Source organism: Streptomyces sp. BE20 (assembly GCF_036322525.1).
Lineage (GTDB): Bacteria > Actinomycetota > Actinomycetes > Streptomycetales > Streptomycetaceae > Kitasatospora.
The window spans coordinates 49,147-63,242 of the sequence record NZ_JAQYWW010001134.1 but is presented as its reverse complement, the minus strand read 5'-3'; the positions used below and the strand labels follow the sequence as shown (position 1 = coordinate 63,242).

Sequence of the window (14,096 nt, the reverse complement as noted above, 5' to 3'; positions counted from 1 at the left end):
TCTGAGAGCAATGCAACCGGATCGGACCTTATGCCACATCCATACGACGGTCGTACTTACTCCCCCCGTTCGGCAGGGTCCGGCGGGCCCCAGCTGGTCCGAGCGGGTGAAATGTCACCACAAGGACACCGGCCCGCCACCTGGCGGACGCCGGTTACCGCGACGACCTCTTCATCGGACACTCAGGAACACCGTCCTGGTTGCATCGTTCGGGCGATCAGTTCCGACCGTTCGTGGTGAACCATCGACCGAACTTGATCACATGCCATGCTGACCCCGTTCACAGGCCTATCACCGCACTTGTCTGACCGGCCCGCTGTCCGCCTCCGGACAGCCGTGCCCGCCGGCCGTGCCCCGCCTGGTGTGCCCCGCCTCCCCGCGCACGCCCCACGAACGGAGTGACCATGGACGCTCTCTCCCGCCGCACCCTGCTGGCCGCGGGTGCCGCCGGCGCAGCCGCCCTCGCGGCCGGCTGCGGCCGGACCGACGCCGGCGGGCTGACGGGCACCCCGGAACCGCTGCCGGCCACCCCGGGGGTCGACCAGGCCGGGCCCCCGACCGAGGCCGCGAAGCCACCGGTCACCGTGATCGGCGACGGCTCCACCTCCGACACCGGCCCGCAGCCGAACCAGCCCACCGCCGAACCGCTCGGGCTCGGCGGGCGCCCGCCCCAGTTCGTGGTCTTCTCCTGGGACGGCGCCGGCGAGCTCGACAACGGGCTGTTCGCCCGGTTCCGCCGGCTCGCCACGGAGCACAACGCCTCGATGACCTTCTTCCTCAGCGGCCTCTACCTGCTGCCCGAGTCCAAGAAGGACCTCTACCGCCCCCCGCAGCACAAGGTCGGCGCCTCCGACATCGGCTACCTGAGCGACCAGCACATCCACGACACGCTGGAGAACCTGCACGGCGCCTGGCTGGAGGGCCATGAGATCGGCACCCACTTCAACGGCCACTTCTGCGGCGCCACCGGCGTCGGCCAGTGGTCGCCGGAGGAGTGGGACCACGAGATCCAGCAGGCGATGGACTTCGTCACCAACTGGCGGACCACCACCGGCTTCACCGACCTGCCGGCGCTGCCCTTCGACTACCGCAAGGAGCTGATCGGCAGCCGCACCCCCTGCCTGGAGGGCCAGCGCAACCTGCTGCCCACCGCCGTCAAGCGCGGATGGCGCTACGACAGCAGCGGCAACGGGACGCAGATCTGGCCCCAGAAGATCCAGGGCGGCGCGCTCTGGGACCTCCCCCTGCAGTCCATCCCCTTCCCCGGGCACACCTTCCAGGTGCTCTCGATGGACTACAACATCATGTTCAACCAGTGCGGCAGCAACACCAAGGCCGACCCGGCGCTCCACCCCGGGTACCAGACCCAGGCCCGGGACGCCTACCTGATGGGGTTCGAGCGGGCGTACACCACCAACCGGGCGCCGTTCGTCATCGGCAACCACTTCGAGGAGTGGAACGGCGGCATCTACATGAACGCCGTCGAGGACGTGCTCAAGGCGATCGCCGGCCGCCCGGAGGTCCGGCTGGTCTCCTTCCGGCAGCTGGTCGACTGGCTGGACGCGCAGGACCCGGCGGTGCTGCGCAAGCTGCAGAGCCTCGCCGTCGGCCAGGCCCCGGCCGGCGGCTGGGAGACCTTCCTCGGCTCCCCCGCCCCGGCCCCCGCCCCGGCACCGGCCGCCGCAGGCTGAACCGGCCCCTCCGGACCGGGCCGGGCGGCACGTCAGGTCCGGACCGGGTCGGCCTTCCGGACCCGGCCGGAGACGAGCGCGCCGAGCAGCGCCACCCCGGTCATGACCAGGAAGATCACCGCGAACGCGGTGGTCGTCCCGGTCCCCCCGGCCCCGTCGTGGGCGGCGGTCACCGAGCCGCCGCCCAGCGCCGAGAACAGCACCCCGGACAGCCCCACCAGCAGCACGTTGCCGAGGGCGTCGCTCATCTGCAGCGAGGCCGAGTTGGCCCCGGCGTCCTGCGGCGCCGACAGCTTCATCATCAGCACGCTGACACTCGCCACCGTCAGCCCCATGCCGATCCCGCCGACGCCCCAGGCGACCGCCGCCACCCAGACCGGCACCTCTGGGACCAGCACCAGCGCGGCCCCCGCGATCGCCACCGCGGTCAGCACGAACCCGCCCCGGATCATCGCCTCGCGGTACCGCTCGGCCCGGGGCCGGCCCTGGAGCCAGGAGCCCAGCGCCCAGGAGAGCCCGCCGCTGGTCAGGGTGAGCCCGGCCAGGGTCGGCGAGAGGTCCCGCTCGGTCACCATCATCAGCGGGATGAACGCCTCGGCCGCGAAGAACGCCCCGGCGGCCACCCCGCGCAGCAGGATCACCGTCGGCAGCCCGCGCCCGGCCCGCAGCGTCCCGGTCGGCAGCAGCCCCAGCACGGCCGGGAGCAGCAGCGCCGCACCGGCCGCCGCCGGCAGCAGGCCGAGCAGGTCCAGCCGCTGGCCCGCGTACTGCAGCAGGGCCGCGCCGAGCGCGGCCATCGCGGCCAGCACCGTCCGGCGCCGGTCGAACGCGGCGCCCTTCGGCAGCGGCTGCTCCCGCTCCGACCGGCGCAGCGCCGGACCCATCACCGCCAGCGGCAGCAGGATCAGCGCCGGCACGGCCAGGAACACCCAGCGCCAGCCGAGGTGCTGGGTGACGGCCCCGGAGACCACCGGACCGATGATCGAGGGCAGCACCCAGGCCGACGAGAAGGCCGCGAACACCGCCGGCCGCAGCCGCTCCGGGTAGGCCCGGCCGACCACCACGTACAGCGCGACGATCACCAGCCCGCCGCCCAGACCCTGGACCGCCCGGCCCCCCACGAAGATCCACATCCCGGGCGCCGCACCGGCCACCACCAGGCCCGCGCCGAACACCGCGATGCCGGTGAAGAGCGGCTGGAGCGGCCCGCGCCGGTCGCACCACTGGCCGGAGACGACCAGCGCGAACAGCGTCGTGGTGAAGTAACCGGAGAACGCGAAGGCGTACAGCCCGATCCCGTCCAGCTCACGGGCGGCCACCGGCATCGCGGTGTTGACCGCCGTCGCCTCGAAGGCCAGCAGCAGCACCACCGACACGATGCCGAGGGTGAGCGCACGGTAGCGGCTGCCGAGGACCCCTCCACCGGGGTCGGTCGGTATCGGGACGCGGTCAGGGTCGACCGAGGTGGGGGAGGCTGTGGTCATACGTACTACCGTAAGCCCCGTACACCCCGTTGATACCTGACCGTGGTCGTCACCCGCCTCCGCCGTCGGTCCTAGGACCGACGTCCCGACCGAGGCCCCTACCGATGCCCCGACGGGTACCGATGCCCCGACGGGCGCCCGGGGGCGCGCGGGCCGGCGACTCAGTGCAGCACCTTGAGGCCCACCACGCCGGAGACGATCAGGAGCAGGCAGCCGATCCGCGCCGCGGTCACCGCGTCGCCCAGCACGGCCATCCCGTACACGGCCGTCCCCACCGCGCCGATACCGACCCAGACCGCGTAGCCGGTACCGATCGGGATCGAGCGCATCGCGTACGCCAGTCCGCCCATGGACAGTGCCAGCGCCACCCCGAAGACGACGGTCGGAACCAGCCGGGAGAAGCCCTTCGACGACTCCAGGGCGACCGCCCACACGGTCTCCAGGACGCCGGAAACGATCAGAACGAGCCAAGCCATGACGGTCGTACCTCCGCAGTCAGCAGCGGCCGGGTTGCCGCTGTGCTGCGCCGTCTTGTCGTCACCGGGTACGACGCGCTCGTCCGGGGCGGCCGGAAGGGGCCACCTGTCTTCGACCGTAGCACACCCCGCCACACAGAATTTACAAATGGATATTGACGTTCCACTGCTCATTCCGCCAAACTGAATTCACCAACACGGCGAACGACGACAAGGAGTCGGACATGGACAGGAAGACGGTGGCCTCCGCGCCCCGCACCTGCGCCGCCGCTCCCCGGTGTTGTCGCGCCTGTCGCTGCTGCCGCCGCGCCTGATCGCCGCCGCAGTCCAGTCTCACCCCACGGCCGTGTGCCCGAGTGGTTTAGGGAACCGCCTGCAAAGCGGTTTACACGGGTTCGATTCCCGTCATGGCCTCCACGAAAAGAATTGCCGGTCGGCGCCCGATAGGCCGACCGGCAATTCTTCATGCTTTTCCACGGCTTTTCCGGGCCGATTTTCCGACGAATTCCCCGTCGTGCCCCGACCGTGCCCCGAGCATTCCCCGTTCGCGGTCCCGTTGGCAGTCCCGGGCTCCGGGAGCCCGGGCGGCGGACCCGGAAGCCGGTTCCGCCGCCCCCGGGGCTCAGCCGGTGACGGCGTCCTCGGGCCGGATCGGCAGCCGGCCGACCGGCAGTCCGGTCGCCGCGCGGACGGCGGCGGCCACCGCCGCCGGGGCCGTCACGGCGGGGACGGCACTGACCGCCTTGGCACCGAACGAGGCGACCACGTCACGCTCCTCCAGCAGTGCGGCGATCCGGATCTCCGGGGTGTCCAGCGCGGTCGGCAGCCGGTAGCCGGTCAGCGAGGGGTTGAGCAGCAGGCCCCCCTCGGTCCGCAGCTCCTCCAGCAGCGCCAGGCCGACGCCCTGGGCGACGCCCGCCTCGATCCGGTCCTCGATCTGGCGCGGGTTCAGCGCCCGGCCGACGTCCTGGGCGACGGTCATCTCGACCACCCGGACGGCGCCGAGCTCGATGTCCACGTCCACCACCGCGCGCATCGCGCAGAACGCGATCGACACGAAGGCGTCGCCCTGGCCGGCCTCGTTCAGGGGCTCGGTCGGGTGCGGGCGGCACTGCGCCGTGGCCCAGAGCTCCTTGCCCTCCAGCGCCTCCGCGACCGGCATGCCGAGCACCCCGTCGTACGAGGTGATCTTGCCGTCGGCGATCTGCAGCAGCTCCACCGACATGCCGAAGTTGGCGGCGATCGGCTGGAGCAGCTGGTGGCGGACCATCAGCGCGGCCCGCTCGACCGCGCCGCCGGAGACCCAGGTGTGCCGGCCGCGGGCGGACGGCCCGGCCACCGACTGGTCGCTGTCGGCCGGCGCGATGTAGACCTCGCTCACGCCGAGCACCGTCTGGACGATCTGCCGGGCCAGCGTCGCGAAGCCGTGGCCCGCGTCGACCGCCGCGCAGATCACCGTCGCGTGGTCGCCGCTGACCCGGACGGTCGCGGTGGAGACCTCGTCCTCGCCCTCGGCGCCCAGCATGTGCACCATGCCCAGCGCGTAGCCGATCCCGCGCCGCACCGCCGCCGGGTCGCCGGCGCCGCCGGGCCCGCCCGGCAGCAGCCACTCGGCGTCCGGGTCGTCCACCGGCAGGGCCGGCAGCGGCTCCTCGGCCACCGCCTCCAGCAGCGCGCTCACCGGGGCCGGGCAGGTGACGGCCTGTCCGGTGGGCAGCGGATCACCGGTGGCCATCACGTTGCGGCGGCGGATCTCCACCAGGTCGACGCCGATCCGGGCGGCCAGCTGGTCCAGCTGCGACTCGTAGGCGAAGCAGGTCTGGAGCGCGCCCTCGCCGCGCATCCGGCCGGCCGGCGGGTTGTTGGTGCGCACCGCCCAGGCGTCCACGAAGACGTTGGGGCAGTTGTACGGGCCCACCGAGAAGGCGGCGGCGGCGGCCAGCGCCTCGGCGGAGACGTCCGCGTAGGCGCCGCCGTCCAGCAGGATCTGCGCCTCGACCTTGACCAGCCGGCCCTCGGCGTCGGCGTGGTGGCGGTAGCGCAGCAGGGCCGGGTGGCGCGAGGTGTGGGTGTGGAAGGACTCCTCGCGAGTGAGCGTCATCTTCACCGGGCGGCCGGTGCGCAGCGCCAGCAGCGCCATGGTGACCTGGAAGGAGAGGTCCTCGCGGTCGGAGGTGGCGCCGGGCACGCCGGTCACCACCAGCCGGACCCGGTCCGGCTCCAGACCGAGGCAGGCGGCGGTCCGGTCGCGGTCGCCGTGCGGATCGGTGGAGGACAGGTGCAGCTCGACGCCGCCGTCCGGACGCGGCACGGCCAGGCCGGCCTCCGCGCCGAGCGGCGCCGGGTCCTGCCGGCCGACCTGGTACAGGCCCTCGACCACGACCTCGCCGACCGCCTCCGGGTCGCCGGTGCGCAGCGGCAGGTGGCGGAAGAGGTTGCCGTCCGGGTGCAGCGGCGGGGCGGTGAAGGACTGCTCGGGGTCGGTGACGGCGTCCAGCGGCTCGTAGTCGACGGCGATCAGGCCGACCGCGAGCCGAGCGGTGTCGGGGTGGTCGGCCGCGACGGCGGCGACCGGCTCGCCGTGGTGGCGGACCACGCCGGCGGCCAGCACCGGGCGGTCGGCGACGATCGGCCCGGCCGGGGCGCCGTCGGGGCTGCCGTCCGGCCCGGCGGGCAGGTCGGCGGCGGTGACCACGGCGTGCACGCCGGGCAGCGCGAGCGCGGCCGAGGTGTCGATGCCGCGGATCCGGGCGTGCGGATGCGGCGAGCGCAGGACCGCGCCCCAGAGCAGGCCCTCGGCCCAGAGGTCCGCGGCGTACGGATAGATGCCGAGCGCCTTCGGCAGGGCGTCGCTGCGCAGCGGGGAACTGCCCAGGCCGAACGGCTCCGCCGCACCGCCCTGGTCGCCGTCCTGCTGGGGTGCTGCGCCGATGTCGGTAGGCGACGTCATGATGCGTGGTCGTCCTCGGGGAGCCGGATGCCGTGGGCGGGGGTGGCGCCGTACGGGACGCCGGCGGGGGCGGCGCCCTCGGCCGGGGCACCGTGCGGGGGCGCGGGGACGTACGGCGTGCCGTGCGCGGGGGTGCCGTCGTAGCCCGGGTTCGGGAAGCCCTGGCCGTCGTAGCCCGGGAGCGGGGTGCCGTGGGCCGGGGTGCCGTGCACCGGAGCGGTCTCGTACACCGGGCCGTCGTACGGCGAGGCGTTGTCGTAGCCGGGCTGCTGCGGGTAGCCGCCCGCCTCGGGGTAGCCGCCGGGTCCGGGCAGGTAGGTGCCGTGGGCGGGGGTGGTGCCCGGGTAGGGCTGCTCGGGGTAGCCGGAGGCCGGGTAGTAGCCGGTGCCGTCGCCGGCGGGCGGGGCGGGGACGTCGCGGATCGGGGCGAGCACGGTGGTGTCGTACACGCCGGTGTCGTAGCCGCCCTGGCCGTCGGGGACGCCGTACTGCATGCCGACGCCGACGCCGGTCCCGGCGGTGGTCGGGGTCTCCTCGGCCTGCGGCTGCGGGACGTGCTCGATCCAGACGTCGTCGGTGTACACGGGCAGGTCACCGGCGGCCGTCGCGGCGACGGGCGCGGCGGCGGGCGGTCCGGGGACCGGCTCCGCGGCCGTCGGGGCGGGCGCGGCGGCGGGTGCGGCCTCCGCGGCGGTCGCCGTCCCCTCCGCCGGTTCGCCGTCCGAGGCGCGCGCGTCGGCGACGGTCTGCACGGCGGCCAGCACGCCCCGGTACCCGGTGCAGCGGCAGAGGTTTCCGCAGAGCGCCTGACGCGCCTCGACCTCGGTGGGCCGGTGGTTGCGCTGGAGCAGGTCGTGCACGGCCATCGCCAGGCCGGGCGTGCAGTAGCCGCACTGCACCGCGCCGGACTCGGCCAGGGCCTGCTGGACGTCGCTGGCGCCGCCGGCCGCGGACAGCCCCTCGACGGTGTTGATCTCGCTGTCCTGGGCCAGCGCGGCGGGCACCAGGCAGCCGGCCACCAGCTGCCCGTCCACCTGGACCGAGCAGGCTCCGCACTCGCCCTGCTCGCAGCCGTCCTTGGCACCGGCCAGGCCGAGCCGCTCGCGCAGCACGTAGAGCAGGCTCTCGCCGATCCAGGCGTCGGTGACGGGCCGTTCGAAGCCGTTGACCCGCAGGGTGTACGAGGTGCAGGGGCGCAGCTCGCGGCTGACCTGCGGCGCGTGGTCCAGGGGGCTCGCGTCGAGGGTCTCGATGGGGTGGTCTGTGGTCACTTGAGCGCCCTTCCCAGTGCCCGGCGGGCCAGCACCGATACGGTACGCCGCAGCCGCACCGCGGCCGCGCTCGGCCCCTCGGTGACGGCCTCCCAGGAGCCCTCGGCGCCGTAGCTGTCGGGCACGCAGGCGGCGGCCACGTACTCGCCGAAGGCGGCCGTCGCGGCGGGGTCGATCTCCCGCGAACCGTCCCAGTCGATGCAGCCGGCGACCCAGGCCTCGGCCTCCAGCGGTCGCAGCGGCACCGGGGCGACGGCGCCGACGGCGCAGCGGACGGCGCGCCGGGCGGGGTCGAGGACGAGGGCGACCGAGGCGGTGGCGCGGGCCGGGCCGCTGCGGCCGGTGGCCTTGAGGTAGACCTGCGGGGCGTGCAGCAGCGGGACGCGCACCCAGGTGAGCAGTTCGCCGGGGCGCACCGGGTCGAGGCCGGTGAGCAGGTGGCTGACCGGGACCTCGCGGGTGGCGCCGGCCCGGGCGAGGGTGACGCTGGCCTCCAGCGCGGCGAGCACCGGGAGGGTGTCGCCGGCCGGGGCGGCGGTGGCGATGTTGCCGCCGAGGGTGCCGACGTTGCGGACCTGCGGTGGTCCGGCGGTGCGGGCGGCGTCGGCGAGCGCGGGGATCAGCGCGGCGAAGTCGGGGCGGTCCATTCGTGCGTGGGTGAGCCCGGCCCCCAGGACGGCGGTGCCGCCGTCCTCGTAGCGCCAGCCGCGGAGTTCGGTGATCCGGCCCAGGCCGACCAGGGCGGCGGGGCGCAGCCGCCCGGCGTTGACGGCCTCCATCAGGTCGGTGGCGCCGGCCACCGGCACCGCGGCCGGGTGGGAGGCCAGCGCTTCTACGGCCTCGTCGAGGGAGGCCGGCAGCATGATCGTCCGGTTCACCTGGGTCCCACCGTGCTCCACTTGCTCATCGATCGCCTGCCGCCCGCGGCCCTCGGCCGGGGTGTCCGCTGCGGCAGTCCGGCCTGGCCCGTAGGGTACGGGCGATCGGGCCGGGTTGGGCAACTCTGGCACACAATGCTCGATGATCATTCCGGGTCGGGCGAACGGTACTGCCCGATTGGGACCGATACCGGGCGGTATCTGCTCCGGTTCGATACGAACCGGAGCAGATATTCATCTCTTCTTGACGTCCGACGACCGCTCAGAAGTTCCCGCCCGCCACACCCGCCCGGCACGCCCCGCGCGCCGCGCCCGCCCGCGGGGCCCCGCCGGCTGCGGGACCCCACGTCCGGGCCGCCCCGTCAGACCAGCGGCGGAAGCCCCTCGATCGGCCGTCCCAGCACCCCGGGCCACTTCTGCCAGGGGTGCGGACCGCCGGCCGGCCGGTACTCGACGCCGAGCGCGTCCAGCACCTCCCGGTGGGCCTCCATCCGCTGCTCGAAGCCGGCGAAGTCGCGCTCCGCGGGATCGGCCGGCAGCGCGGACCAGGCGACCTCGGCGAAGGCCACGAGCCGGGGGAAGGCCCGGTAGTCGATGTCCCGGGCGCTGTCCATGAACTCGCTCCACAGGTTGGCCTGGGTGCCGATCACCCGCCGGGCCGCCACCTCGTCGAGCTGCGCCGGCACCGGCTCGAAGCGGTAGACGTCCTCCAGGGTCCGGACGAAGCCGACCGGGATCGGCTCGTCCTCCCCCGAAGCCTGCCGGTGGTCCAGGTAGACGTGCTGCTCGGGGCACATCACCACGTCGTGCCCGGCCTCGGCGGCGGCGATCCCGCCGCCGTAGCCGCGCCAGGAGGAGACCGCGGCGCCGGGCGCCAGTCCGCCCTCCAGGATCTCGTCCCAGCCGATCAGCCGGCGGCCCCGCTCGGCGAGCCAGCCGTCGAAGTGCCGGATGATGTGGCTCTGCAGCTCGTCCTCGTTGGCCAGGCCGAGTTCGCGGATCCGCGCCTGCGCGGCGGCGCTCTCCTTCCACTGCTCCTTGGGGCACTCGTCGCCGCCGAGGTGGACGAACTCGGACGGGAAGAGCTCCAGGACCTCCTCCAGGACCCCCTCGAAGAACCGGAGGGTGGCCTCGGAGGGGTTGAGCACGTTCTGGCTGACGCCCCAGTCGGTCCAGACCCCGAGCGCCGCGGTGTCCACCACGTCGGTGTTGCCCAGCTCGGGGTAGGCGACCACGGCGGCCTGGGTGTGGCCCGGCAGGTCGATCTCCGGGACGACGGTGACGCCCCGTTCGGCGGCGTAGGCGACGATCTCGCGGAGGTCGTCCTGGGTGTAGAAGCCGCCGTGCGGGCGGTCGTCGCGGCGCTCGCCGGCCCGGAAGCCGACCATCGAGCGCTCGCGCCAGGAGGCCAGCTCGGTGAGCCGCGGGTAGCGCTTGATCTCCACCCGCCAGCCCTGGTCGTCGGTCAGGTGCAGGTGCAGCACGTTGAGCTTGTGCGCGGAGAGCTGGTCCACGAAGCGGAGCAGGTCGGACTTGGGCAGGAAGTGCCGGGCGACGTCCAGCAGGACGCCGCGCCAGCCGAACCGCGGCGCGTCCTCGACGTCGGTGCCGGGCAGCACCCAGCCGGCGGAGCGCAGCGGAGCGCGCCGGTAGGCGTCCGGGCCGAGCAGCCGGCGCAGCGTCTGGGCGCCCCAGAGCGCGCCGGCCGGCCCGCCGGTGGTGATCACGGCGTGGCCGGGGCGCACCGAGAGCCGGTACGCCTCGCCGGCCAGCGTCTCGTCGAGGACCAGTTCGACTCCCTCCCCGGGCCGGCCCGGGGCCAGCGGAAGGCCGGTGGCGGCGGCCAGTGAGGAGCGCAGCCACCGTTCGGCCCCGGCCAGCGCCGGCGGCGCGGTCAGGGTGGTGGTCTGGTCGAGGGAGAAGTCCTGGTCCGGGAGGCGGACGGAGCTCAAGGGGGCGGGAATGAGGTCCATTCCGCCATCCTGCCCCCGGCCCGGCCACGGGCATAGACCAGTTTGCAAAATGGTCCAGACCTCACATGCGGGGCAGGCCGCTACTTGTCGTCGCCGCCCTGCGGCTTGCCGATGCCGTCGTAGATCTCCTTGCACATCGGACACACCGGGTACTTCTTCGGGTCGCGCCCGGGCACCCACACCTTGCCGCACAGCGCCACCACGGGGGACCCGGAGAGCGCGCTCTCCATGATCTTGTCCTTCTGGACGTAGTGGGCGAAGCGCTCGTGGTCGCCGTCCCCGTTGGACACCTGCGGGACGGGCTCGACCAGGGTGCCGGTGCCGAGGCCGCGCTCGGGCTCAAGAGTGCTCATAGGTGCCAAGTCTATGGGCGCCCCGCAAAACCGGGCCAGTATCGCGACGGGAGCCGCTCCGGTCAGTTCAGGGTGGGGTCGTCGGGGTACGTCGCGAGCAGCGCCATCGGGCCGCGCTGGCGGCGCAGCACCGCGCGCCAGAGCCGTTCCGGCTCCGGGCTGGAGATGTCCCCCGGCTCGCAGTCCACCAGGTACCAGGCGCCGCTGGTGACCTCGGACTCCAGCTGCCCGGGCGCCCAACCCGCGTACCCGGCGAAGATCCGCAGCGCCCCGAGCTCGCCGGCCAGCACCTCGGGCGGCGCCTCCAGGTCGACCAGGCCGATCGCGCCGTGCACCCTCCGCCAGCCGAGCGGTTCGCCGGTGCCCGGCTCCCCCGGCGCCACGGCCAGCCCGAGCGCCGAGTCCAGTGCCACCGGTCCGCCCTGGAACACCACGGCCGGCTGCCCCACCAGCACGCCCCAGCCGTCCAGCACGCTGCCCACCTCGATCGGCGTCGGCCGGTTGAGGACCACACCGAGCGCCCCCTCGACGTCGTGGTCGAGGAGGAGCACCACCGCCCGGGCGAAGTTGGGGTCGGTGAGCACGGGCGTCGCGACGAGCAAGCGGCCGGTGTGGGACCGGCCTCCGTGCGAATGGGCCGCCGTCATGCCTCACATGATCCCGCAGACCCCCGGGGGCGGACACCCGAAACCGGGGACCGGCCGAGGGCCCGCGGGGCACGCGGCGGTCCGCCGGGCCGACACCCGGTCGACACCCGGCGAACACGCGGCGAACACCCGTACGGGCGTACCGGCGCGCGGCCTGCGGCCCGGGGAGAGCACCATCACGGGAGAGGCTCACGGGAACCGTCGGCGCGACCACTACCATCTACTGATGGTGGACGCCCCTCCACGGTGCCGACTCGGTCACGCCGGGGGCCCGACTCGTCCGTGAAACGGTCCACCGCACGGCTCCTCGCAGAGCCCCACCCACTCCTCTGGCACCCCGGATTGCGAGAACGATGACCGACGACGTCCTGCTGGTCCACGGCGGAAACCCGCTCGAAGGCGAGATCCGCGTCCGCGGTGCGAAGAACCTGGTCCCCAAGGCCATGGTCGCCGCCCTGCTCGGCCAGGGACCCAGCAGACTGCGCAACGTCCCGGACATCCGCGACGTCAAGGTGGTCCGCGGTCTGCTCCAGCTGCACGGGGTCACCGTGCGCACCGGCGACGAAGAGGGTGAGCTGATCCTCGACCCGTCCCACGTGGAGAGCGCCAACGTCGCCGACATCGACGCGCACGCGGGCTCCTCGCGGATCCCGATCCTCTTCTGCGGCCCGCTGCTGCACCGGCTCGGCCACGCCTTCATCCCGGGCCTCGGCGGCTGCGACATCGGCGGCCGACCGGTCGACTTCCACTTCGAGGTGCTCCGCCAGTTCGGCGCGACCATCGAGAAGCACCCGCAGGGCACCTACCTGGTGGCCCAGCAGCGGCTGCGCGGCACCCGGATCGAGCTGCCCTACCCGTCGGTCGGCGCCACCGAGCAGGTGCTGCTCACCGCCGTCCTCGCCGAGGGCGTCACCGAGCTGCGCAACGCCGCCATCGAGCCGGAGATCGTCGACCTGATCTGCGTGCTGCAGAAGATGGGCTCGATCATCTCGATGGGCACCGACCGCACCATCCTGATCACCGGCGTCGACGAGCTGAACGGCTACAACCACCGCGCGCTGCCGGACCGCCTGGAGTCCGCCTCCTGGGCCTGCGCGGCCCTGGCCACCAAGGGCGACATCTACGTCCGCGGTGCCCGCCAGCTGGAGATGATGACCTTCCTCAACACCTTCCGGAAGGTCGGCGGCGCCTTCGAGGTGGACGACGAGGGCATCCGGTTCTGGCACCCGGGCGGCGAGCTCAAGGCGATCGCCCTGGAGACCGACGTGCACCCGGGCTTCCAGACCGACTGGCAGCAGCCGCTGGTGGTCGCGCTGACCCAGGCGGCCGGCCTGTCCATCGTCCACGAGACGGTGTACGAGTCGCGGCTCGGATTCACCGGCGCGTTGAACCAGATGGGTGCCCACATCCAGCTCTACCGCGAGTGCCTGGGCGCCACCCCGTGCCGCTTCGGCGCCCGCAACTTCCTGCACTCCGCGGTGGTCTCCGGGCCGTCCAAGCTGATGGGCTCCGAGCTGGTCATCCCGGACCTGCGCGGCGGCTTCTCGTACCTGATCGCGGCGCTGGCGGCCGAGGGCACCTCGACCGTGCACGGCATCGACCTGATCAACCGCGGCTACGAGAACTTCATGGACAAGCTGCGCGACCTCGGCGCCCACGTCGAGCTGCCCAACGGACTCCCGAGCGAGCAGCTGGTCGGCGCCTGACCGGTCCGTCGGCCGCCGCCCGGCGGCGGCCGACGGCGAGAGGCCGGGCCCCCCTCACGGGGAGCCCGGCCTCTCAGGCGTTCAAGGGGTGGTTCAGGCGCCCTTGGCGGCTTCCTTCAGCTTGGAGCCGGCGCTGACCTTGGCGCTGTAGCCCTCGGGAATCTGGATCGGCTCGCCGGTCTGCGGGTTGCGGGCGGTGCGGGCGGCGCGGTGGGTGCGCTCGAAGGTCAGGAAACCGGGGATGGTGACCTTCTCGTCGCCCTTGGCGACGACCTCGCCGACGATCTCGGCGAAGGCGGCCAGAACGGCGTCGGCGTCCTTGCGGGTCACCTCGGCGCGCTCGGACAGCGCGGCCACCAGCTCACTGCGGTTCATGTGTACTCCTGTGGTCTGTTCGCTTGCGGTGTGCGGGGGCCCATCGGTGCTCCCACCGGGGGGCACCCGGATGGGCCGCAGGTCCGCACACTGTGCTCATGCAGGCAATGCGTGGTCGCGGGCCGGGTCCGCACCCAGTGCCGCGCGCCGTGCCCTCGAAGGCCCGCCTGCCTGCCCGGATACGAATCCTGCCCCGACCGGCCCCGAGAAAGCCAATCGGGCCCCGGCGTCACGACCCGAACAGCGCCCGCCCGCCGGAGGTGTGACGCTCCGTCGGCTCCGGCGGACCGGG

General features: G+C 73.7%; 11 protein-coding genes, 1 tRNA gene and 1 riboswitch. Of the genes, 3 read left to right on the top strand and 9 right to left on the bottom strand.

The genetic code is table 11. The features are described 5' to 3' along the window. Window positions 1-404: 404 nt before the first annotated feature. Complete coding sequence (locus tag PUR61_RS35130) at window positions 405-1,691, top strand: hypothetical protein (protein ID WP_329883589.1); 1,287 nt, start codon at window positions 405-407, stop codon at window positions 1,689-1,691. Between the two features lie 32 nt (window positions 1,692-1,723). On the opposite strand, the gene PUR61_RS35125 is transcribed toward PUR61_RS35130, so the two are convergent. Both PUR61_RS35125 and PUR61_RS35120 read right to left on the bottom strand, forming a co-directional pair. Further along, entirely contained in the window at window positions 1,724-3,175 is a 1,452-nt protein-coding gene (locus PUR61_RS35125) for an MFS transporter (protein WP_329883588.1), read from the bottom strand. 161 nt (window positions 3,176-3,336) lie between these two features. Then, a complete protein-coding gene (locus PUR61_RS35120) occupies window positions 3,337-3,651 on the bottom strand; it encodes a DMT family transporter (protein WP_329883587.1) in 315 nt (104 codons plus the stop codon). A 44-nt stretch (window positions 3,652-3,695) separates the two neighbouring features. Beyond that, window positions 3,696-3,760: riboswitch (guanidine-III (ykkC-III) riboswitch) on the bottom strand. Window positions 3,761-3,993: 233 nt separating this feature from the next. Between PUR61_RS35120 and PUR61_RS35115 the strand changes: the two genes are divergently transcribed. Further along, window positions 3,994-4,068, top strand: a tRNA-Cys gene (locus PUR61_RS35115). Between the two features lie 205 nt (window positions 4,069-4,273). Here PUR61_RS35115 and PUR61_RS35110 read toward each other — a convergent pair. The 6 genes from PUR61_RS35110 to PUR61_RS35085 form a co-directional block, all read right to left on the bottom strand. Then, window positions 4,274-6,601 (bottom strand): xanthine dehydrogenase family protein molybdopterin-binding subunit, encoded by a 2,328-nt coding sequence (locus tag PUR61_RS35110; RefSeq protein ID WP_329883586.1) that lies wholly within the window; start codon window positions 6,599-6,601, stop codon window positions 4,274-4,276. Next, a complete protein-coding gene (locus PUR61_RS45620; protein WP_443035294.1) occupies window positions 6,598-7,872 on the bottom strand; it encodes a 2Fe-2S iron-sulfur cluster-binding protein in 1,275 nt (424 codons plus the stop codon). Before PUR61_RS45620 ends, PUR61_RS35110 begins: the two co-directional genes overlap by 4 nt. Beyond that, on the bottom strand, window positions 7,869-8,735 hold the full coding sequence (locus tag PUR61_RS35100; RefSeq protein WP_329883745.1) for an FAD binding domain-containing protein: 867 nt from the start codon (window positions 8,733-8,735) through the stop codon (window positions 7,869-7,871). Before PUR61_RS35100 ends, PUR61_RS45620 begins: the two co-directional genes overlap by 4 nt. Window positions 8,736-9,112: 377 nt before the next feature. Next, entirely contained in the window at window positions 9,113-10,723 is a 1,611-nt protein-coding gene (locus PUR61_RS35095; RefSeq protein WP_329883585.1) for a beta-N-acetylhexosaminidase, read from the bottom strand. 80 nt (window positions 10,724-10,803) lie between these two features. Further along, entirely contained in the window at window positions 10,804-11,076 is a 273-nt protein-coding gene (locus PUR61_RS35090) for a DUF3039 domain-containing protein (RefSeq protein WP_327677380.1), read from the bottom strand. A 62-nt stretch (window positions 11,077-11,138) separates the two neighbouring features. After that, the gene (locus PUR61_RS35085) at window positions 11,139-11,723 is read right to left on the bottom strand and encodes a YqgE/AlgH family protein (protein ID WP_329883584.1); all 585 of its coding nucleotides are present in this window, start codon (window positions 11,721-11,723) and stop codon (window positions 11,139-11,141) included. 353 nt (window positions 11,724-12,076) lie between these two features. Here PUR61_RS35085 and murA point away from each other — a divergent pair, with 353 nt between their 5' ends. Further along, a complete protein-coding gene (gene murA, locus PUR61_RS35080) occupies window positions 12,077-13,429 on the top strand; it encodes a UDP-N-acetylglucosamine 1-carboxyvinyltransferase (protein ID WP_329883583.1) in 1,353 nt (450 codons plus the stop codon). 93 nt (window positions 13,430-13,522) lie between these two features. Here the strand turns inward: murA and PUR61_RS35075 are convergent, their stop codons facing one another. Next, on the bottom strand, window positions 13,523-13,804 hold the full coding sequence (locus PUR61_RS35075; protein ID WP_030308200.1) for an HU family DNA-binding protein: 282 nt from the start codon (window positions 13,802-13,804) through the stop codon (window positions 13,523-13,525). Window positions 13,805-14,096 lie beyond the last annotated feature (292 nt).

What these genes read in the sequence shown, in the direction of transcription:
- PUR61_RS35130 (WP_329883589.1), top strand. Translation starts at nt 405, where the DNA reads ATGGACGCTCTCTCCCGCCGCACCCTGCTGGCCGCGGGTGCCGCCGGC.
- PUR61_RS35125 (WP_329883588.1), bottom strand. Translation starts at nt 3,175, where the DNA reads ATGACCACAGCCTCCCCCACCTCGGTCGACCCTGACCGCGTCCCGATA.
- PUR61_RS35120 (WP_329883587.1), bottom strand. Translation starts at nt 3,651, where the DNA reads ATGGCTTGGCTCGTTCTGATCGTTTCCGGCGTCCTGGAGACCGTGTGG.
- PUR61_RS35110 (WP_329883586.1), bottom strand. Translation starts at nt 6,601, where the DNA reads ATGACGTCGCCTACCGACATCGGCGCAGCACCCCAGCAGGACGGCGAC.
- PUR61_RS35100 (WP_329883745.1), bottom strand. Translation starts at nt 8,735, where the DNA reads ATGCTGCCGGCCTCCCTCGACGAGGCCGTAGAAGCGCTGGCCTCCCAC.
- PUR61_RS35095 (WP_329883585.1), bottom strand. Translation starts at nt 10,723, where the DNA reads ATGGACCTCATTCCCGCCCCCTTGAGCTCCGTCCGCCTCCCGGACCAG.
- PUR61_RS35090 (WP_327677380.1), bottom strand. Translation starts at nt 11,076, where the DNA reads ATGAGCACTCTTGAGCCCGAGCGCGGCCTCGGCACCGGCACCCTGGTC.
- PUR61_RS35085 (WP_329883584.1), bottom strand. Translation starts at nt 11,723, where the DNA reads ATGACGGCGGCCCATTCGCACGGAGGCCGGTCCCACACCGGCCGCTTG.
- murA (WP_329883583.1), top strand. Translation starts at nt 12,077, where the DNA reads ATGACCGACGACGTCCTGCTGGTCCACGGCGGAAACCCGCTCGAAGGC.
- PUR61_RS35075 (WP_030308200.1), bottom strand. Translation starts at nt 13,804, where the DNA reads ATGAACCGCAGTGAGCTGGTGGCCGCGCTGTCCGAGCGCGCCGAGGTG.